The sequence below is a fragment of the Cognaticolwellia mytili genome, from assembly GCF_002104475.1.
GTDB lineage: Bacteria > Pseudomonadota > Gammaproteobacteria > Enterobacterales > Alteromonadaceae > Cognaticolwellia > Cognaticolwellia mytili.
Map to the genome: position 1 here is coordinate 1 of NZ_NBOF01000008.1, position 19,703 is coordinate 19,703.

Here is a 19,703-nt window from a genome sequence, read left to right on the forward strand (position 1 = left end):
TGGTTTTGTAGGTAAGTTTGACAACACTCGCAAGAGTGACACGTACATAAAGAATTGAATAAGACACTAACGTATTTATAAATGCTTTCTAGATTAACTTTTTTGTCTAGCGACAATAGCGACATAGTCCCACCTGATCCCATTCCGAACTCAGTAGTGAAATGTGTTAGCGCCGATGGTAGTGTGGGAGTTCCCATGTGAGAGTAGGACATTGCTAGGCTTCTATTAAGAAAAGCCCGTTGCTGATGTGACGGGCTTTTTGTCAAAACCTTATGACTTAAATAATTTGATATAAATTCAAAGTTACTTAATTCATAACGTTTTTTTGTCTGATGATAATAGCGACATAGTCCCACCTGATCCCATTCCGAACTCAGTAGTGAAATGTGTTAGCGCCGATGGTAGTGTGGGAGTTCCCATGTGAGAGTAGGACATTATCAGACTCCCTTTTTTAAAGGTATAAGTAAGCCCTTGTCTTTTGACAAGGGCTTTTTTCGTTTACAGTAGCGTTAAACTTCCAATCTCTTTTATAAGGTAACTGCATCAATGGCATGGCAACCTAGTCTGAATTGGCAGCACGCTAAACAACGTGCACAGATAATTGCCAAAATTAGAAGCTTCTTTAATACACGTGATGTTATTGAAGTTGATACACCTTTACTGTCGAATGCGACGGTTACGGATGTACATTTAGAACCTTTCGTTACTCATTTCAATTATTCTGCTGACAGTGATATTGAACAGTCAGTACCACTATATGCACAAACATCACCTGAATTCGCCATGAAACGGCTGTTAGCCAGTGGTTACGGTTGTTGCTACCAAATATGTAAGGCCTTTCGCCATGAGCAGCATGGGCGTTTTCACAATCCGGAGTTTACCATGCTTGAATGGTATCGGCTTGGTTTTGATCACTTTCAATTAATGGATGAAGTTGCAGACTTATTAGCCGAGATATTAAATTGTGATAAGATCGATAAAATTAGCTATCAAGAACTGTTTATACGTGAAGTCGCGATAGATCCGTTGCTTACCACTAAAAGTGAGCTTTTGGCATTGTTAGCAGTGCGTAATATGTTAAGTGATTGGCTAGTGAAAGAAGATAATATCGATACGTTATTGCAATTCGTGATGTCAGAGATAATAGAGCCGGTAATAGGTAAAGAGTTTCCTTGTTTTGTTTATAATTTTCCAGCTAGCCAAGCGTCATTGGCAAACATAAGTTCGGAAGACGAACGTGTTGCAGAGCGATTCGAATGCTATTTTAAAGGAATTGAGTTAGCCAATGGCTTCAATGAACTAACTGATGCGAATCAACAAAAATCTCGTTTTGAACAGGATAATAGATTTAGAGGAGAATTAGGTAAAGACAAACGTATGATCGACAAAAATTTCTTATCGGCTCTCGCCCATGGATTACCACCATGCTCTGGTGTAGCACTCGGTATCGATAGATTACTGATGTTAGCATTAGAAAAAAATCATATAGACAGCGTCATTAGCTTTAATATTGAAAATGCGTAGTAGGTATATTTACTTCCTACTACGGTATCATTTTTTATAAATTATGTGAAAACGATAGCTTATAGTTAAGTGCTTATGTTTTCCAATATTAATAAAGTAATCAGCCGAAAATTAACTAGAACCACAGCTTTATCTCAGCTTCATATAAAGCATTAGCTTCGCTATTTTCATCAAAAAATAGGTATAAGGTGTACTTGTCCGATTGTAATTCTACTTTGCTATGCATTTCAAAGGCATTTTCAGGGAAAAACATTCTAGTTTGATCAAGAGATTCTCCATTATTAAAATGGTCTAAATACCAATTGTTTGATACGGGGATAATGTTGAGTTTATTGGAAAAAACGCCATCAGTTAAATGAATTGAAGCAAGTTCGTTGTTTTTTAGTGTCACTAATAAGTTAGGATTATAAATCTCTAATGTTAAGCTTTTAGATAAAATTATTCTGCCGACGGGATCCCCTAGGCTATTTTTAAACTCTGGTAAATCTATGTCTTCTTCTAGCGCCAAATTTTTATACGCTTGGCTTATAGTGTTAAATTGTTTGAGTTGCTGGTTAAACGGCTGAATGTTACCTTTTTTGTAATTATCTGTCTGTAGAATGAATCCCTTTAGCACATAGGACTCTTCTTTATTATGATGATTTATGCTATGAATAAAATTCAACATCATTATTCCGTCATCGCGATTAAAGGTTAATTGATTTTTATCATTTAATCCTCTGTCGACATTTAAAGCCGATTTAACATCATCTAAAAGCATTTTTCTAGCAACTGTATTATTAATTTTCCAGCTTGCATCGTCAAAAAACTCTAATAAGGGAACCTGATTGATGATGCTTTGTGATAAAAAGTCATTACTACTTTGTATTTTTACAAGTTTATTCGCTTGAAAATGAAACCAATGGCCTCGACCGTAACCGATAATTAGTTCATCTTCTAGCAATGAAAGTTGCACACTTGGTACACCAAATTTATCGATGACGCTTTCGTATTCCTCACCTAGCTTGGCACCATAAACACCGTTGCTGAGCGATACTTCATTGTCAGTGATTTTTGGACGACTTGTTTTAGATTTATTAATAAAGGTGAATTTTTTTTCGAGTTTTAATGTTGCACCTGCCATGGCTACGGTTCTTTGTCCTTGATGGTTAAAGCGCGCAAGTTTTCGGTCTGTTAAATTTTTATCTTTACATTGCTTTATTGACTCTGCAACGTACCTAATACGATACGTATAGTGTCGCTTACCATTTTGCGCCCGAGTATATGCTTTCTTAATTTCTATTTTTTTATCAACTAAAATCAATGCATCCGCGCCAATTTCAGCTGCTTTATTTTGAAGTTTGGTTAACAATTCATTTACTATGCTTTCTGATTTTGGATTTCTTGTATCCGTTTTAACCATGAGTTTTTCTATGACTTGATATGTACAATTAGGAATGTAATCAAGTATCGGGGGGAGGCCTTGTACTGTTTGATTGGCAAAAGTGTTAGATGATAGTGTGAGTATCTGAGCCAAAATAAATATTTTTACGATATTTTTATTCACAATAAGTCCTTTTAATTGCTAAACCGCTATTTGTAACTTAAAAGTTTATAGCGACTAATGTTGCTTTCTGTATTTTCTCGAAAAGTTTGTAAGATTTGACGTTGCCTTCAAGTAATCTATATCTAAGCTGATATTACTTTTACCTATGATAGAACCACTCTTTCTATATACAAAACGGTCGTATAAAATTTTATATACTTGTATTAAAAGTAATGTTTATTCTTTATATAGATCGTTTAAATTGTGCTTAATTAATTGAAAGTACAAAAAATACTGGCATAGCAATTTAAGCGTTTTAGTAGTCAAAAGCAATTAACGTTATTTAAGTTGGCGACTCTACATGTCGAGTTCTTTTAACTTTCTAGTCAGGGTGTTTCGTCCCCAGCCTAGACGTTTTGCTGCTTCTTGCTTATGTCCTTGAGTATGTTGTAAGGCACAACTAAGTAATACTTTCTCGAATTCTGGTAATGCTTTGTCGATAATATTGCTGTTTCCTTGTAGCAGCTCACTATCGACCCATAACTTTAGGGTTTCTTGCCAACTACTATCAGTAGTTGTGGTTACTACTGGCTTATCAGTAAGTTCGCTAGGTAAGTCATCAAGCAGCACTTCTTTACCACTGGCCATGACTGTAAGAAAACGACAAATATTTTCTAACTGTCTGACGTTACCTGGCCATTCACACTGCTCTAGATAGGTCAATGCAGATTTATGTAGTGTTTTACTTTCAACCGAAAGCTCGTTTGCTGCTTGTTTTAAAAAGTGTGAAGCAAGCTGTGCAATATCCTCTTTACGCTCTCGAAGGCTTGGAATATGTATTCTGATGACATTTAAGCGATGAAACAAGTCTTCACGAAATTCACCGCTATCAACCCGTTCTTCTAGGTTTTGATGGGTAGCCGCAAGAATTCTGACATCAACCTTGATTGGTGAATGTCCACCTACTCTATAGAATTGACCATCAGCCAATACACGTAATAACCGAGTTTGAATATCAAGTGGCATATCGCCAATCTCATCTAAAAATAATGTTCCTTCGTGCGCTTGTTCAAACCGGCCATGTCTTACCGCATTAGCACCCGTGAATGCGCCTTTTTCGTGGCCAAATAGTTCTGATTCAATAAGGTCTTTGGGAATTGCGGCCATATTAAGTGGTATAAATGGGGCTGAAGAACGTGGACTATGCATATGTAAAGCATGTGCGACTAGTTCTTTACCTGTACCCGATTCGCCATTAATTAAAACGCTAATGCTTGAACGAGAAAGTCGTCCAATGGCGCGGAACACTTCCTGCATTGATGGAGCTGCACCGATAATACCGACATTTTCTGCGAAAGGGACATTAAGTTGCTTTTTAGATTTCAATTCACGTGCGTGCGTTAGTGCTCTGTTAGTGAGGCTAATAGCATCATCAATATCAAATGGTTTCGGCAAATACTCAAATGCACCCCCTTGGTATGCGTTAACTGCGCTATCAAGATCTGAGTGCGCGGTCATGATGATGACGGGAATATGCTCGAACTGTTGGTTGATTTGGCTTAATAAAGTCATACCGTCAATATTTGGCATCCGAATATCCGAAATAATAACTTCGGGTTGGTTATGTTCTAGGGCAATGAGTAGATCTTGAGGATCATGAAATGTTCCAACACTTATATTGGCATTTGATAATGCTTTCTCTAGCACCCAGCGAATAGAGCTATCGTCATCAACTATCCAGACTTGTTCTGTGATCATGAATTTATCTCGCTGTTAAAAGGTAATAAAATTGTGAATTCGGTGTGTCCGGGGCGGCTTTTACATGAAAGCTTTCCGTTGTGTTGATGAACAATGGTTTGACAAATAGATAGCCCTAAACCTGTGCCTGATGCTCTACCTGAAACCATAGGGTAAAAAAGTGTACTTTGAATATGTTCAGGAATCCCCGGACCATCATCAATAATGTTGATCTCTGCACATAACTTTATACGTTTGCCATTAATCGTTTTATTACTGGCTGCTCGTGTTCTTAGTGTTATCTTGTTATCACTACCCAATACTTGAATGGCGTTATTAACAATGTTGATAATAGTTTGTTGGAGCTTGTCTTGATCAAATATCAATTCGGGTATTGAGGGGTCATAGTCTCGTTCAAGTACAATATTTTTAGGATTATCAAATTTTGTTAGTTGGAATATTTTTTCAATTACGATATGAATATTTTGCAATTTCATTACTGGCAACTGATTAGGTCCTAACAAGCGGTCGACTAAGTTGGTTAACCTGTCTGCTTGTTCAATGATCATGGCAGTATATTCTTTTTGTTCAATATTGAGCTCTAAATCTAATAATTGCGCTGCACCGCGCAAGCCGCCAAGGGGATTTTTAATTTCATGAGCTAAACCGCGGATCAAATCTCGAGCAGATTCCCACTGTTGTTGTTGAAATGCTTCTGCGCTGATTTGTTTTTGTTGATCAATTTGTTTGAATTCCAATAATATATGTGGCTGGTTTTCAAAGGTGACGGAAGAGGCGGTAATTTCAACGGTGATTTTTCGATGATCAAAAAACTCTATTGTTACATCACTATCGCTAAATTCCTGACCCGTGGTAAGCAACTGTTGTAAGCGATTGCTATTAATTGGTGTGTTGTAAAATACTTGTTCGATAGGAAGTTGGTATAGTTTACTTAAACTTTTTACTAATAAAGCTTCTGCTGCGGGATTGACATAACAAATGGCAAGGCTCTGGTCTAATACCACTACAGCTGTCACCATTTGATTGGGTAATGCTTGCTGATAGTGAGCTTTTAGTTGCTGTAAATCTACCATAGTATTTGACATCATCATCCTTTGCACCAAATTAGTGCGTTAAGTAACGAGTGTAAATAATTATGGTGCAATATGCACTTAAATACTGCTAGTTTGCCTTGTTAACAGAGACTCTATGCATATAAAACGTTACAGGAGAAGATGTTGCAATAACCTTGCCTTTATCGCTAATCAAAGTTATTTTTATTTTATGTTCGCCTCGGTCTATATTTCGCAGCATAAACATCAAATGTCTTTGAGGTTGTTTATATAGTTCATCATTTAAATATAATTGGAGTTTATGCTTAGGCTTAAATACAGGACTTATATTAGCCGAAATATAAACTGAGCCTGTATTGTTGCGCACAGTGCTATTGCTTATCGGTTGGGTAATATTTACAACGTAATTTTCATTGATAATTTTTGGCGTGATATCCAAAACTGAAGTGTCTATTGAATATTTGACCATGCTAGATGTTTTTATTTCAACTTCTTCAGCACCATTTATCGCCGTGTCGGAGTATACTAGCATTCCTTGTTTATCACGCCAGACATAGATTTTGTTTGAGTTTGAAAATGAGGGTATGGTAAGTGCGAGCAATAAAAAAAATATCGATAGGCGTATTAAATTATTCAATAGTAAAGCTCCTGTGCAAAAGGCCTCCTTCTAATCTATGTACATATTACTTTCTTCGCCACAAAAAAAGCTCACCTAAGTGAGCTTTTTGCACAACTAGCTAGCTGAATTTGTTATACGCTGTAGTACATATCAAATTCAATTGGGTGAGTCGTTGAGTTTAATAATTCAACTTCGTCACGCTTCAAACCGATATACGCGTTGATCATATCTTTATCCATAACGCCACCTTCAGTTAAGAAGTCCATGTCATTTTCTAAAGCATCAAGTGCTTCTTCAAAAGATGAAGCAACTTGTGGAATAGCTGCTGCTTCTTCTGCAGGAAGGTCGTATAGATCTTTATCCATAGCATCGCCAGGGTGGATCTTGTTTTTGATACCGTCAAGGCCAGCCATTAACATTGCTGTAAAACCTAAGTAAGGGTTCATTGTTGGATCAGGGAAACGAACTTCGATACGCATTGCTTTAGGGCTAGGCACAATTGGAATACGAATTGATGCAGAACGATTACGTGCTGAGTAAGCAAGCATTACCGGAGCTTCAAAACCTGGAACAAGACGTTTGTAAGAATTGGTTGAAGCATTTGTGAAAGCATTTAGTGCTTTAGCATGTTTGATGATACCACCAACATAGTAAAGCGCCATTTCAGATAATCCGCCGTACTTGTCGCCAGAAAATAAGTTAACACCGTCCTTAGCTAGTGATTGATGAACGTGCATACCAGTGCCGTTATCACCTACAAGTGGTTTCGGCATAAAAGTTGCTGTTTTGCCATATGCATGGGCAACGTTATGAACAACGTATTTGTAAATTTGTACTTCATCAGCCTTTTTAACCATAGTATTAAAACGACAAGCAATTTCGTTTTGTCCTGCTGTTGCTACTTCATGGTGATGTGCTTCAACGACTAAGCCCATTTCTTCCATTACTAAACACATAGCTGAACGTAAATCTTGTGATGAATCTACCGGTGCTGTTGGGAAGTAACCACCTTTTACGCCAGGACGATGTCCCATGTTGCCTTCTTCGTATTCTGTACCAGAATTCCAAGCAGCTTCTTTGTCATCAATTTTGTAGAATGAGCCACTCATGTCCGTATGAAAACGTACGTCATCAAAAACAAAGAATTCTGGCTCAGGACCAATTAATACGGTATCAGCAATACCTGTACTACGCATGTAGTCTTCAGCGCGTTTAGCTACTGAACGAGGGTCACGGCTATAACCTTGCATTGTCGCAGGTTCAACAATATCACAACGAATGTTCAATGTTACAGCTTCAGTAAACGGGTCTAATACCGCAGATTCAGCATCAGGCATCATTACCATGTCTGATTCGTTAATGCCTTTCCAACCTTCAATTGAAGAGCCATCAAACATTTTACCATCTTCAAAAAAGTCGTCGTTTACTTGGTGGTGAGGAATTGAAACGTGTTGTTCTTTACCTTTAGAGTCGGTAAAGCGTAAATCAACAAACTTGACGTCATGTTCTTTAATTAAATCTAAAACTGCGTTTGACATTGAAAGTCTCCAGGTAGTGAAATCTTAAATTTTCAAAAAATTAATTTTGTATTGTCTATGCATAAGCGAATATTGTGCCAAGGATAAAGTCATTGAAATATATGCTTTTAATGATTTTTAACTAATGACACTGCACCAATATGGTGCAGCTATTGCTGTATTGTGGTGCGCATGCTCTAATTTGGCCATTGAAGTATATCAAGAGGAAAATGCTTTGTTATTATTAATTTAAGCTATATTTTTAATACAGTGTCTTTATCCATACTTCTACTGTACAATACGCGCCCAATTGTAGTCCTATATTCTTTTAATGAAAAAGTCTTTAAAGAAAAGTGAGTAAAGCCAGTGCTAGATAAATTACGTAATGTCGCAATCATCGCCCACGTTGACCATGGTAAAACAACCTTGGTTGACAAGTTATTAGAACAGTCAGGTACGCTTGATGCTCGAGGCGGTCTTGAAGAACGCACGATGGACTCGAACGATATCGAGAAAGAACGTGGTATTACTATTTTAGCTAAGAACACGGCAATTAACTACAAGGACTACCGTGTAAACATCGTAGATACTCCTGGCCATGCTGATTTTGGTGGTGAAGTTGAGCGTGTAATGTCAATGGTAGATTCTGTACTACTAATTGTTGATGCGCAAGAAGGTCCAATGCCGCAAACTCGCTTTGTGACACAAAAAGCGTTCGCTCAAGGTTTAAAGCCAATTGTTGTTATCAATAAAGTTGATAAGCCTGGTTCTCGTCCTGATTGGGTTATGGATCAAGTTTTCGAATTATTTGACAACTTAGGCGCAACTGACGAACAGCTAGACTTTAAAGTGGTTTACGCTTCAGCAATCAATGGCTGGGCATCACTTGAAGAAGGCGAAACTGGTTCAGACATGACACCATTGTTTGAAACAATTCTTTCAGAAGTTCCTGCACCACAAGCAGACCCTGAAGGGGCATTTCAAATGCAAATTTCTCAACTTGATTATAGCTCATACTTAGGCGTAATCGGTGTTGGTCGTATCATGCGTGGTAGCGTTAAGCCTAACCAACAAGTAACAATACAATTAGCAAACGGTGGTGTACACAATGCTAAAGTAGGTAAAGTTTTTGGTTACTTAGGTTTAGAGCGTCATGACATTGCAGAAGGTTTTGCTGGTGATATTATTGCAATCACTGGTTTAGGCGAATTGAAAATCTCAGATACTATTTGTTGTCCAACAGAAGTTGAAGGTTTACCAGCGCTATCTATCGATGAACCTACTATTAACATGACTTTCCAAGTTAATACTTCACCATTTTGTGGTAAAGAAGGCAAGTATGTTACTTCACGTAACATTAAAGATCGTTTAGAAAAAGAACTTGTACATAACGTTGCTTTACGCGTTGAACAACTAGATGATCCTGATAAGTTTAAAGTATCTGGTCGTGGTGAATTACATTTAGGCATCTTAATTGAAAACATGCGTCGTGAAGGTTACGAAATCGCAGTATCACGTCCTGAAGTAATTGAACGTGAAATTGATGGTGTATTACACGAACCATACGAAACAGTAACTATCGATGTTGAAGAACAACATCAAGGTCCTATCATGGAGAAGATGGGTGTTCGTAAAGCAGAATTAACTGATATGGCACCAGATGGTACTGGTCGTATTCGTATGGACTTCATCATGCCAAGTCGTGGTTTAATCGGTTTCCAAACTGAATTTATGACATTAACTTCTGGCTCTGGTTTGATTTACCATACATTCTTTGAATACGGTCCTCATAAAGGTGGCGATATCGGCCAACGTAAAAATGGTGTAATGATTGCCAATGCAACAGGTAAAGCATTAACTAACGCGATATTCAACTTACAGTCTCGTGGTCGTATGTTGATCGGTCACGGTATTGATATTTATGAAGGTCAAGTTATTGGTATTCATAGCCGTGATAACGATTTAACGGTAAACGCTCTTAAAGGCAAGCAGTTAACTAACGTTCGTTCATCAGGTACTGATGAAGCGCAAACATTAACGCCACCTATTCTTATGTCTCTTGAGCAAGCTCTTGAGTTTATTGATAACGATGAATTGGTTGAAGTAACACCTGAAAGTATTCGTATACGTAAGAAATTCTTAAAAGAATCTGACCGTAAACGTGAAGGTCGCTCTGCTAAATAGACTTTAGTAAATTACTGATTTAAAAAACCACTTGGGGTACCTCAAGTGGTTTTTTTATGCTTTTTTATCCACAATGCAAAGATTATAAATGTAAGACATGTCTCAAAATACTATCAGCTATAAGCATAGCTAATTCATCAAGATTATTAATTATTAATTAAAAACAGTATGTTAGAAGTTTAGATGGAAAGTCATCTGTCAACTATTCAATATTTATTTTAAATCCATTTTTATCTACCTTTTAGAATTAAGCTCTGCTGCTATAGTTATAGGTACCTATAATTATAGCTTCAGTACTTTACAATACTGAGAAAGGTAAAATACATGGAACCGAGTAAACTTGTAAGGCTAAACCGTTTATTTGAAAAGGCTGTTGCCAATAATGCACAACTATTAGAAAAACGTGAACTTGATGAGTTATATGATGAGTTTATTAATGATGGCCGCGATAAAAAAAGTAGTAATATGGTGATTTTCCCACGAGTAGGAAAATGTACTGTAGGTTGAAATGAATGCTATTGCTAATAAGTAAAGAAGAAGGAACTTTTAATGTCACCTGAGCAACTGAAGAATTTACAGCAACTAGGTCAACTATTTGAAAGTGGTTTGGCTGGCCCAAAACAAATGAAACAATTATCAGAATTGTTAGCAGAAGTTAGTGCATCATCTGATAATTTGAATGCGCGGTTTGACACGCTACCGTTATAGCTGCTCCTTTTTTCTCTTCCCTAAATAAAATTCCAATAATATTCATGTATAAAATCATTTATAAATAATGATATTTTGACAATGCACTACCGTTCCTTCCTGCATTATCTTAATATATTAGTAATTGTAATTAATAGTGACGATTATGCACCCTAAGTTAGAAGAAATGAAACAGCACCATTATGTAAATAGAGGACTAAGTTTTTTATCTTTATTTCTGAATAATTTAAAAAAAGAGCACATTCACGTCACAGCAGGTTACCTATCGTATGTAACGCTAATGTCATTAGTGCCGTTAATGGTAGTGATGTTATCTATGATGACTGCTTTTCCTATTTTTTCTGAAATTAGAGAATTGATTGAAAATTTTGTTTATCAGAACTTTATCCCTGCATCAGGGGATGTCGTTCGTGAATACATAACGGGCTTCGTCAGTAATACATCAAAAATGTCAACCGTAGCAATCACAGCACTATTTGTTCTTGCTATGTTGCTCATTTCTGCAATCGATAAATGTTTGAATAAATTATGGCGAGTAAATGAAAAGCGGCAAGTAATGACTTCTTTCTCAATGTATTGGATGGTGCTAACACTGGGGCCTGTTCTTGTCGGCAGTAGCTTAGTGATGACTTCTTATATTTTTTCTTTAGTGTCTCTTGGTGATTATGACTTTCTAGGTATTACCAATATATTGGTTCGTGCCTTGCCTTTATTTGCCTCAATTGCTGCATTTTTTATTTTGTATATGGTGGTGCCAAACAAAATTATCCCCGTTAAGTTTGCCTTTGCAGGCGCGGCACTAGCTGCTGTATTATTTGAAATCGCAAAAAAAGCATTTGCTATCTATATTATCCAGTTACCATCTTATCAAGTTATTTATGGGGCACTATCAAGTATCCCAATTTTATTTTTATGGGTATATTTAAGTTGGCTAGTGGTGCTTGTTGGCGCATTATTTACCGTTTCACTAGAAGACTTTGATATCAAAAGTAAAAAAGAAGCTAATCGGTAATAGGCTGAATTTTAATATTATGTGAGCATCGCTATTTACTGTTCTAGTACCTAAACTGAAGCTATTCCCTTCGAGGAGAAATACATGTCTAGAGTGCTTTTCCCCAAAATTTCCGCATACCAAAAAGAATGGTTAGATGTTCGAGGTGGTCATCAGTTATACATTGAACAGTCAGGCAACCCTGATGGCATTGCCGTTATATATCTTCATGGCGGTCCTGGTGGCGGTTGTAGTGAGCATCATCGTCGTTATTTTGACCCTGAAAAATATCGTATTATCCTTATCGATCAGCGAGGTTGTGGTCGCTCTCGACCTTCTCCCAGCATCGATAATAATACGAGTGCTGACTTAGTTGAAGACATTGAGAATATTCGCCTACGTTTGGATATTGGGTATTGGTTAGTGGCTGGAGGATCTTGGGGTACTACCTTAGCAATGCTCTACGGTATTAAATACCCTAAAGCAGTGCTAGGCTTTATTTTGAGGGGAGTTTTTCTCGGGAATGACTCTGAATACCGGTGGCTTTATCATAATACTGGCGCGGCCTGTTTTTTTCCTGAATATTACCAAGAGTTTAATCAGCATATTTCAGGGGTAAACCATAAAAAATTACTACAGGAGTATTATGAGGTATTGACGGGTAGTAATGAAATTGCCGCTATTGCCGCAAGTAAAGCTTGGTGCTTATGGGAGTTACGGCTATCTACTATCGAGCATCATCACATTGACATTAGGCATGTTGACGATGCACACCAAGCACTATGCATGGCGAAGATCTCTAGCCACTACTTTGTTAACCATTGCTTTATTGAAGAAAACTTTATATTAAATAACTTGGCCGTTATTTCTGATATACCTGCCATTATATTACATGGTCGATATGATATGGTTTGTCAGTTAATCCATGCTCATCAACTTGTGCAACTCTGGCCTAATGCTCAATTACAAATCCTGCCAAAGGCTGGGCATGGCGGTTTTGAATCACAAACGATTGATGGTTTTTGCAAAGCAGCGGATACTATGGCTAACTTTATTACAGAGCAAGGAAATATGGGTAAATGATTGCATTGTTACAGAGAGTCTCTGAGGCGAGTGTTAGTGTTGATAATAACGTTGTAGGTGAAATAGATCAGGGTTTACTGGTTTTGCTTGCTATTGAACCTGAAGATAATAAAGAAAAAGCTAAACGTCTTGCTGAACGAGTTGCAGGCTACCGTATTTTTGAAGATGATAGTGGTAAAATGAATTTAAACGTGAGGCAAATAAAGGGCGAGATACTCGTTGTTTCTCAGTTTACTCTCGCTGCAAATACATCAAAAGGGCTGCGTCCAAGTTTTACTAGTGCTGCTCGTCCTGAATTAAGTAAAGCATTATACCTACATTTTTGTCAGCGGCTGCGTCAATTAGACTTTGCAGTACCCACAGGGGTTTTTGGTGCTGATATGCAAGTTAGATTGCTAAATGATGGCCCTGTGACGATTAACTTACAGTGCTGATATAAACTTTATACTATGCCTTAATATGTTGAGAAAATAACTTACGCCACCGTTGATACTGCCATGCAGGTAGAAACGTAGCTTTTGAACGTTTTTTAGGGTTACTGATAAGCCAATGGTTTGGTAAAAGGTGGATAACGATATTGAGGTAACGTGGAATATGAAAATAAATGATTTGGTGTGAATCCTGTAGTTGCTTCAATATCGTTAAACATAGATTAATTTCATGATCATCGAGATCTGGTAAGTTAATGGTTAAGCAGCCATCTTCTGCCAAATTATCGACTAAAGCGGTCAATAACTTTACTCTATTTTGAAAGCTGTCAGCATGGTGTTGGTATACATCACAAATTAACCAGTCTGCAGATTTTCTTTCAACACGTTCTTTGTTCTGTAACCACGTAAGTGCTGCTTCATTTTCGATAGAAGTATTACGTTGCGATGGGTTAAAGAAATCATCAAAGCAACGAATAACTTGACTAGAAAGTTCAACGCTAACAACTTCAATATCTGAATTTAATGCAGTTAAAAATCGACTGATGTTACCACCACCTAGACCTAGTTCTATCACCTGTTTTGGTTTAAAAAATAATAGTGGCATTAACGCAGCGTATTGATGTGGCAAGGTTAGCTTTTTAGGCTGCCTTAAATGCATAATACTTTGAATAACATCATCAAACATTAACCAACGATAATATTTATTTTCAAGAATGGATATTTGGCTGTCATCATTACTGAGGTACACTAGTTTATATTGACTAATATTTTGAGATATTTTCACGTGCTTTTTATTATCCTGAAATTAATAGCTTAACTTTGGATGTTTATTGTTCGTTAAGTATCTCATTAACTAACCCGTTTGGTAAAAATAATGTACAAATGTAGGGCGCCAAAAAATCAAACTGAATTAAATGCTTATTATCAACTTCGCTGGAAAATATTACGAAGCCCTTGGCAGCAGCCTAAAGGTAGTGAAAAAGATGAATTCGAATCACAATCATATCATCGAGTGATCTTGGATGATATGGATAATGTTGTCGGTGTTGGTCGCTTACATAAAACAGCGCAGAATAGTGCGCAAGTACGCTTTATGGCGATTGCAGATAATGCACAAGGAAAAGGCTTGGGTAAGTTACTCTTAGAAGAGTTTGAAAAAGTTGCTCGGCAAGTAGGCGTTACTCAAATAGAGCTCAAAGCAAGGGAAAATGTCGTTGGCTTTTATCTACAGTTAGGCTATCAAGAGCAAGGCTTTTCACATACGCTCTATGATGTGGTACACCATACCAAAATGTGTAAAGAACTGACTAGTGCTAGTAGTAACTTAGTAGAAAAAACACAACACCTGCAAGGTATTTGGCATCGAACGATCCCGTTGAGTAAAGCAATGAATATTAATATTTGTTATTTTGATCAACAGCAACTAGTGACAAATTGTGAGCCTATATTTAATAAAAATTTACACAATACTATGTTTGCGGGCAGCATTTACACTCTTGCGACACTAACTGGTTGGGGCTGGGTATACTTTGCATTGCAGCAATATCAGCAGAAGGCTGATATTGTTTTAGCAGAAGGTAGTATTCGCTATCTTGCACCACTGGCAGGCGTTGCATATGCAAAAACGTCTCATGCCTTAGTTTCAGGGAGTGGTGATGCGCTGGCTTTGGGCAAAAATGCTCGCTTTACTATTGAAGTGAAAATTGGCTGTGGAGATAAAACGGTTGCTATTTTTACTGGCTCTTTTGTGGCAGTTTTAAAAACTGACAAGCTAGTTTAAGTGCTGCCACGAGGCAAAAAAATCGGCTATTATGGTATTACATTCAGATAAGGCAGAGAGCTTGTTATGTATAGAGTTGTGTTAGGTTTATTGCTTGTGAGTCTATTCTCTTTAGCAAACGAAGATGCTGAGCAAGTATTAAATCGCTTTCACCAAGCCGCCGCAGATGCTAATTATGAGCAGTATATGGCATTATTAGCTGATGATGCTGTATATATGGGCACCGATAGTGGTGAACGTTGGACTAAAGAGCAATTTTCGAGTTTTGTAAAACCTTATTTTAGCCAAGGACACGGTTGGTTATATCACCCTGTTCAGCGTCATGTTAGCGCAGCCCAAGCAGAAAATATTATATTTTTTGATGAATTATTAGAAAACAAAAATTATGGCCGTTGCCGTGGCAGCGGTGTGATGATTAATACTGAGCAAGGTTGGAAGATACTACAATATAATTTATCTATTCCAATTCCTAACGCTATTGCGCAGAACGTAGTCGAGTCAGTGAAGGCCTATCGCGTTAACAAAGCTGAAAAGGTTAACTGATTTTGTTGATAAGTCATTATTATATTATGGAGAAACTTGGTTTATGAGTGTTAGTATTATCGGTTGTGGTTGGTTAGGACAAGCACTTGCGTCGGCATTATTGAGAGAAAATATTGAAGTACTTGCTAGCTATCAGTCTCAATCAACGTTAGAGAACCTTAACGACTTAAATATACCAGCGACTAAGCTAGTATTACCAATTTTTTTTGATAGCCATGATAGCTTTGATATAGCTGATGCTAGCAAAGCATTATTTCAGCATGATGTGTTAGTGATCGCTATTCCGCCACAACTAAAGAGAGGGCGGTTAGATTATCCTTTGAAAATTCAGCAATTAGTTAAGCTCGCTGAACTAGGGAAAACACAGAAAGTTATTTTGTTAAATACTACAGCCATTTATAATGGGCTACTTGGAGATATTGGTGAAAGTAACACACTGAATTTAGATGCTGAAAAAGTTGCAACACTAGTCGCTGCAGAGCAAGCTGTACAGGCGTTTTCGAAGAAAGTTTACATTTTACGTTTGGCGGGGTTAGTGGGGCCTAATCGCCATCCGGGTAAATTTTTACAGTCAGATCGTTTGTTTAAAAATGCGAGTGCACAAGTGAATTTAGTGCATCAAGCTGATGTGGTTAACATTATTAAAATACTCATCGCAGATAAAGCGAATATACCCTCAAAAGTTTACAATGTTGTTAGTGCTACTAAAACAAGTCGTCAGGAATACTATCAACAAACAGCCCAGGCTATGGGGTTGGCTAAACCTTGCTTTGAACAAGTACAGGTTAGTCGTATAGGGAAGCAAGTTGTTGGTGATAAATTGCGGAATGACTTGAATTATCAATATGTATATGATGATTTGCTACAGTGGGCAACAACACTATAATTGGGTATGAGTTGCACTTTTCGTCGTAATAGCATTATTAGACAGTAATAATTTAAGGTTAATATACTATGGCAAATAATGTCATCATAAAAACGCTAAAAGTGATTTACCAATATAAAATGGCTTTGTTGTTTTTAGCGCTGTGGGCACATGTGTCTTTGTTAAATCTATTTTATGTAAATTATAAGGGGCCAGTATTTCTTTGGCAGGAAAATAGTGAGCCGTTAACCATTCAGGTACATTTTCTTATTGCCTTACTAGCAACAGGATTTTATTTAGCGATTAGTAAACTAAGACAAATAGATAGTGATAAAAAAGTAAGAATAACCGATAAGTTTTGGTTGGTATGTTCACTCGTTTTAGTCTTATCGATAGGTTTTTTACTGATATAAATTTATGACCACACCCGTAAAAAAACCGACATAATTGTCGGTTTTTGTTCTAGTAAACTAGGGTTAATAATGAATAAGCACAGATACAGCAAACGGTACTCTTTAAGGCGCTGGCTTTACTAGCATAATATTACCGTTAACGCCTGTGATGATGCACGAGCTATTCGCTGCTAAGCTCGTTTCGTGGCAATCGCTTGATAACCTAGCGCTCCAGTCGATCCCTGAAAAGCGAATGCTGCCTTTTTCATGTGTTATTTCATTTGAGCTAGGCACTTTTTTACCAATCATATCACTGCTCGTATCAGCGCCACCACCTGAGTTTTGGAAACGTTTCATTGGCTTCCATAGCACCCAAGCGATTATCCCTGATAACAACCCTACGGTAAAACATTCGCTTTCCCAGCCCGACAGTATATTTAGTCTAATCAGGATGCCTGTTAATACACTTGCAAGAGCAAAGAATAATAAAGGTCCACTTAAGCCAAGAATGGTAAGTTCAATAACAAAGCTTATACCTGCCATTAGGTAGAATAAATGGGCATGATTTTCATTGAGGTAACTAATAATATCCATGAGGTTATCCTTTAGAATTAACGTTAAGGTGCATCATTTGTTGGTAGCTTTAAAGAGCTAGATACCGCAATTGCTTGAGCAACAGTATTGGCAATATTTTCGCCAGTTTTACCGTCAGTTAGTACCACGGTACTTTGTGCAGCAATAGCTTGATGAGCAGCAATTGTATCTTGTGCCAGTGTTAATGTTACTGCGGCTTTACCACTTTGAGTAATTGCAGCGTCACCAATTGTAGATAAAGCTGCTGCTTCAGCATTTGCGACTAGTCGGATAGCTTCAGATTTACCTGCAGCTTCTAATATTTGCTTTTCTTTGTCAGCTTCAGCGTTTAATACTTGTTCGGCTTTTGATGCTTCAGCGTCTAGCACGCGAGCAGCTTTTAAACCTTCCGCTTCGGTGATTGACGCTGTTTTCACACCTTCTGCAGTCAAAATCACTGAACGCTTTTCACGCTCTGCGGTCATTTGCTTTTCCATATCTTCACGGATACTTTGTGGCGGACTAATATCTCTTATTTCATAGCGTGTCACCATAACGCCCCAAGGTGCGGTAGCTTCTGTCATCGCCGATAGTATAGTGGCATTAATGATATCTCTAGACTGGAAACACTCATCAAGTTCCATTGAACCAATAGCATTACGCATTGTGGTCATGGCCAATTGTGTTACTGACAATTTATAGTCGGTAATGTTATTGGTTGCTGCTGCAGCATCGGTCACCTTCATAAATAATATGCCATCAAGCGCCAGTGTTATATTGTCTTTGGTGATAGCCATTTGCGATGAAATATCTAAAGATTGCTCTTTTAAGTTTCTATCTGCCGCAACAGATTGAACGAAAGGAATAATAAAGTTTAATCCCGCTGAAAGAGTTTTGTCATATTTACCTAGCGTATAAATAACATAGCCTCTGTTTTGCGGAACAAAATAGATGCCTTTTTTAAGCGTGTATAAAACGACGATGGTGATCCATAACCATGGACTAGAGATAAGAGGGGCAAATGCTTCCATTTTTGTTCCTTTTTGATTTTATTGAAATACTAAAGTGAGCTATTGAAAACTAACCTTGAGTAATTTCTAGTAAAAACAAAGTAGCAAGTTTGACATATTATGTCAAACTTGCTGGTTTAAGGAAAAATTTAATGAGCTAAGGTACTTAGTCAAATTTATTAGCTAACTCCCTATGCTCTAATTTAGCAGCGAGTGGTCTTAATAAGCCTTCAGCGATGATTGCGGCATAGAGTAATACGACTAGGTTAACGGCATAAGCTCGGTGGAATATAATAGCCTCATCAACATTGGTATGAATTGCAATACTACCGATGAGCAAGCCAATAAGTGCTGCACCATAAATAAAGTATATTTGTCTTTTAAATATGACGGATAAAAACTCTGTTGCCGGCGTTGGTGAAATGTCACTGGCAAACAAGTAGCTAAGCCCTTTGAATGACTTCAACAATCCAGTGGAGCCAAAAGCGATCACTGTGGCTGCATACATAAATAACAGCACAAACAATAAACTTTGAACGTCTATAAATTGCGAGATTCCTCCGGCAAGTATCGCTAGCATTGTAACGACACCTGTTACCACCAGTAACGCTAAAAAACTCTGCATAATATTTTTCCTCTTCCAATTTACATCTAGGGTTGATGAAACAGGGAATAACTCTTTTGGAGAAATATTAAATGCTGCCGCTAGTGCTAACTGAGTTTCCGCTGAACTATTGCCATCTTTTTCTGCGCGTTGAATGGTTCGTAAGCTTAGGCCAGAAGCTTTAGCTAATAATTCTTGCGACCAACCATTGTCTTTACGGAAGTGTTTTACCCTTTCAGAGGATAAATTAGTACTGAGGCTTTGCAATGAATACTCCTAAAAATGTCATTTTCGTTTCGCCAGCAAATATGCAATTGAGGTTAGAAAAAAGCGAGAAATACCTTACGTCATTATAGCGTCATTGTTGTGACAGGCTAATGCTTTCAATTAGTTGTGATGATATCGCTAATTAACTTTAACTAGAAAAATCAGCTAAATTAACCTTCAATAGAGTACAGACTATTCCATGTGAATATTTTTTTTTCTCTATTGGTAGTATCTGTTGTTAGAGCCGTAATATTATTTTTTTGAGCAACTCAAATAT

20 protein-coding genes and 2 rRNA genes are annotated in these 19,703 nt (G+C 37.4%); 13 read left to right on the forward strand and 9 right to left on the reverse strand.

Translation table 11 applies throughout. From position 1 onward, the window contains the following. Nucleotides 1-105: 105 nt before the first annotated feature. The 3 genes from rrf (B7C41_RS19295) to epmA all read left to right on the forward strand — a co-directional run bounded on the left by rrf (B7C41_RS19295) (nucleotide 106) and on the right by epmA (nucleotide 1,524). A 5S ribosomal RNA gene (gene rrf / locus B7C41_RS19295) occupies nucleotides 106-220 on the forward strand. Between the two features lie 108 nt (nucleotides 221-328). Continuing rightward, nucleotides 329-443: ribosomal RNA gene (rrf, locus tag B7C41_RS19300) — 5S ribosomal RNA — on the forward strand. A 103-nt stretch (nucleotides 444-546) separates the two neighbouring features. Further along, on the forward strand, nucleotides 547-1,524 hold the full coding sequence (epmA, locus tag B7C41_RS19305) for an elongation factor P--(R)-beta-lysine ligase (protein WP_085300613.1): 978 nt from the start codon (nucleotides 547-549) through the stop codon (nucleotides 1,522-1,524). Between the two features lie 115 nt (nucleotides 1,525-1,639). Here epmA and B7C41_RS19310 read toward each other — a convergent pair whose 3' ends face one another. The 5 genes from B7C41_RS19310 to glnA form a co-directional block, all read right to left on the reverse strand. Then, nucleotides 1,640-3,070 carry a hypothetical protein gene (locus B7C41_RS19310; RefSeq protein WP_143764500.1) on the reverse strand — a complete coding sequence of 477 codons (1,431 nt, stop codon included), beginning with the start codon at nucleotides 3,068-3,070 and terminating at the stop codon, nucleotides 1,640-1,642. Nucleotides 3,071-3,406: 336 nt separating this feature from the next. Further along, entirely contained in the window at nucleotides 3,407-4,807 is a 1,401-nt protein-coding gene (gene glnG / locus B7C41_RS19315; protein WP_085300615.1) for a nitrogen regulation protein NR(I), read from the reverse strand. Beyond that, nucleotides 4,804-5,898, reverse strand: a complete 1,095-nt coding sequence (gene glnL / locus B7C41_RS19320; protein ID WP_328590815.1) for a nitrogen regulation protein NR(II) — start codon at nucleotides 5,896-5,898, stop codon at nucleotides 4,804-4,806. Before glnL ends, glnG begins: the two co-directional genes overlap by 4 nt. 70 nt (nucleotides 5,899-5,968) lie before the next feature. After that, nucleotides 5,969-6,496: a DUF4124 domain-containing protein gene (locus B7C41_RS19325; protein WP_085300616.1), complete on the reverse strand. Its 528-nt coding sequence runs from the start codon at nucleotides 6,494-6,496 to the stop codon at nucleotides 5,969-5,971. Between the two features lie 113 nt (nucleotides 6,497-6,609). Beyond that, nucleotides 6,610-8,016 carry a glutamate--ammonia ligase gene (gene glnA / locus B7C41_RS19330; RefSeq protein ID WP_085300617.1) on the reverse strand — a complete coding sequence of 469 codons (1,407 nt, stop codon included), beginning with the start codon at nucleotides 8,014-8,016 and terminating at the stop codon, nucleotides 6,610-6,612. A 345-nt stretch (nucleotides 8,017-8,361) separates the two neighbouring features. Here glnA and typA point away from each other — a divergent pair, with 345 nt between their 5' ends. The 6 genes from typA (at nucleotide 8,362) to dtd (ending at nucleotide 13,395) form a co-directional block, all read left to right on the forward strand. Further along, nucleotides 8,362-10,179 (forward strand): translational GTPase TypA, encoded by a 1,818-nt coding sequence (gene typA / locus B7C41_RS19335; RefSeq protein ID WP_085300618.1) that lies wholly within the window; start codon nucleotides 8,362-8,364, stop codon nucleotides 10,177-10,179. 324 nt (nucleotides 10,180-10,503) lie between these two features. Beyond that, nucleotides 10,504-10,686, forward strand: a complete 183-nt coding sequence (locus B7C41_RS19340) for a hypothetical protein (RefSeq protein WP_085300619.1) — start codon at nucleotides 10,504-10,506, stop codon at nucleotides 10,684-10,686. Between the two features lie 42 nt (nucleotides 10,687-10,728). Next, entirely contained in the window at nucleotides 10,729-10,887 is a 159-nt protein-coding gene (locus B7C41_RS20210; protein ID WP_158089166.1) for a hypothetical protein, read from the forward strand. 145 nt (nucleotides 10,888-11,032) lie between these two features. Next, the gene (locus B7C41_RS19345) at nucleotides 11,033-11,899 is read left to right on the forward strand and encodes a virulence factor BrkB family protein (RefSeq protein ID WP_085300620.1); all 867 of its coding nucleotides are present in this window, start codon (nucleotides 11,033-11,035) and stop codon (nucleotides 11,897-11,899) included. 84 nt (nucleotides 11,900-11,983) lie between these two features. Continuing rightward, nucleotides 11,984-12,961, forward strand: a complete 978-nt coding sequence (gene pip, locus B7C41_RS19350; protein WP_085300621.1) for a prolyl aminopeptidase — start codon at nucleotides 11,984-11,986, stop codon at nucleotides 12,959-12,961. Then, a complete protein-coding gene (gene dtd / locus B7C41_RS19355) occupies nucleotides 12,958-13,395 on the forward strand; it encodes a D-aminoacyl-tRNA deacylase (RefSeq protein ID WP_085300622.1) in 438 nt (145 codons plus the stop codon). Before pip ends, dtd begins: the two co-directional genes overlap by 4 nt. A gap of 13 nt (nucleotides 13,396-13,408) precedes the next feature. Here dtd and B7C41_RS19360 read toward each other — a convergent pair whose 3' ends face one another. After that, nucleotides 13,409-14,176, reverse strand: a complete 768-nt coding sequence (locus B7C41_RS19360) for a spermidine synthase (protein ID WP_085300623.1) — start codon at nucleotides 14,174-14,176, stop codon at nucleotides 13,409-13,411. Between the two features lie 90 nt (nucleotides 14,177-14,266). On the opposite strand from B7C41_RS19360, the gene B7C41_RS19365 reads away from it, so the two are divergent. From B7C41_RS19365 to B7C41_RS19380, 4 genes are all read left to right on the forward strand, one after another. Further along, nucleotides 14,267-15,172: a bifunctional GNAT family N-acetyltransferase/hotdog fold thioesterase gene (locus tag B7C41_RS19365; RefSeq protein ID WP_085300624.1), complete on the forward strand. Its 906-nt coding sequence runs from the start codon at nucleotides 14,267-14,269 to the stop codon at nucleotides 15,170-15,172. 66 nt (nucleotides 15,173-15,238) lie between these two features. Continuing rightward, on the forward strand, nucleotides 15,239-15,715 hold the full coding sequence (locus tag B7C41_RS19370; RefSeq protein WP_085300625.1) for a nuclear transport factor 2 family protein: 477 nt from the start codon (nucleotides 15,239-15,241) through the stop codon (nucleotides 15,713-15,715). A 43-nt stretch (nucleotides 15,716-15,758) separates the two neighbouring features. Next, on the forward strand, nucleotides 15,759-16,601 hold the full coding sequence (locus B7C41_RS19375; RefSeq protein ID WP_085300626.1) for a Rossmann-fold NAD(P)-binding domain-containing protein: 843 nt from the start codon (nucleotides 15,759-15,761) through the stop codon (nucleotides 16,599-16,601). A gap of 68 nt (nucleotides 16,602-16,669) precedes the next feature. Next, the gene (locus tag B7C41_RS19380; protein ID WP_085300627.1) at nucleotides 16,670-16,993 is read left to right on the forward strand and encodes a hypothetical protein; all 324 of its coding nucleotides are present in this window, start codon (nucleotides 16,670-16,672) and stop codon (nucleotides 16,991-16,993) included. A gap of 102 nt (nucleotides 16,994-17,095) precedes the next feature. Here the strand turns inward: B7C41_RS19380 and B7C41_RS19385 are convergent, their stop codons facing one another. The 3 genes from B7C41_RS19385 to B7C41_RS19395 all read right to left on the reverse strand — a co-directional run bounded on the left by B7C41_RS19385 (nucleotide 17,096) and on the right by B7C41_RS19395 (nucleotide 19,426). Next, nucleotides 17,096-17,566: an NfeD family protein gene (locus B7C41_RS19385; protein ID WP_085300628.1), complete on the reverse strand. Its 471-nt coding sequence runs from the start codon at nucleotides 17,564-17,566 to the stop codon at nucleotides 17,096-17,098. Between the two features lie 23 nt (nucleotides 17,567-17,589). After that, nucleotides 17,590-18,576 carry an SPFH domain-containing protein gene (locus B7C41_RS19390; protein WP_085300629.1) on the reverse strand — a complete coding sequence of 329 codons (987 nt, stop codon included), beginning with the start codon at nucleotides 18,574-18,576 and terminating at the stop codon, nucleotides 17,590-17,592. A gap of 145 nt (nucleotides 18,577-18,721) precedes the next feature. After that, entirely contained in the window at nucleotides 18,722-19,426 is a 705-nt protein-coding gene (locus B7C41_RS19395) for a helix-turn-helix domain-containing protein (RefSeq protein WP_085300630.1), read from the reverse strand. Nucleotides 19,427-19,703: the final 277 nt, after the last annotated feature.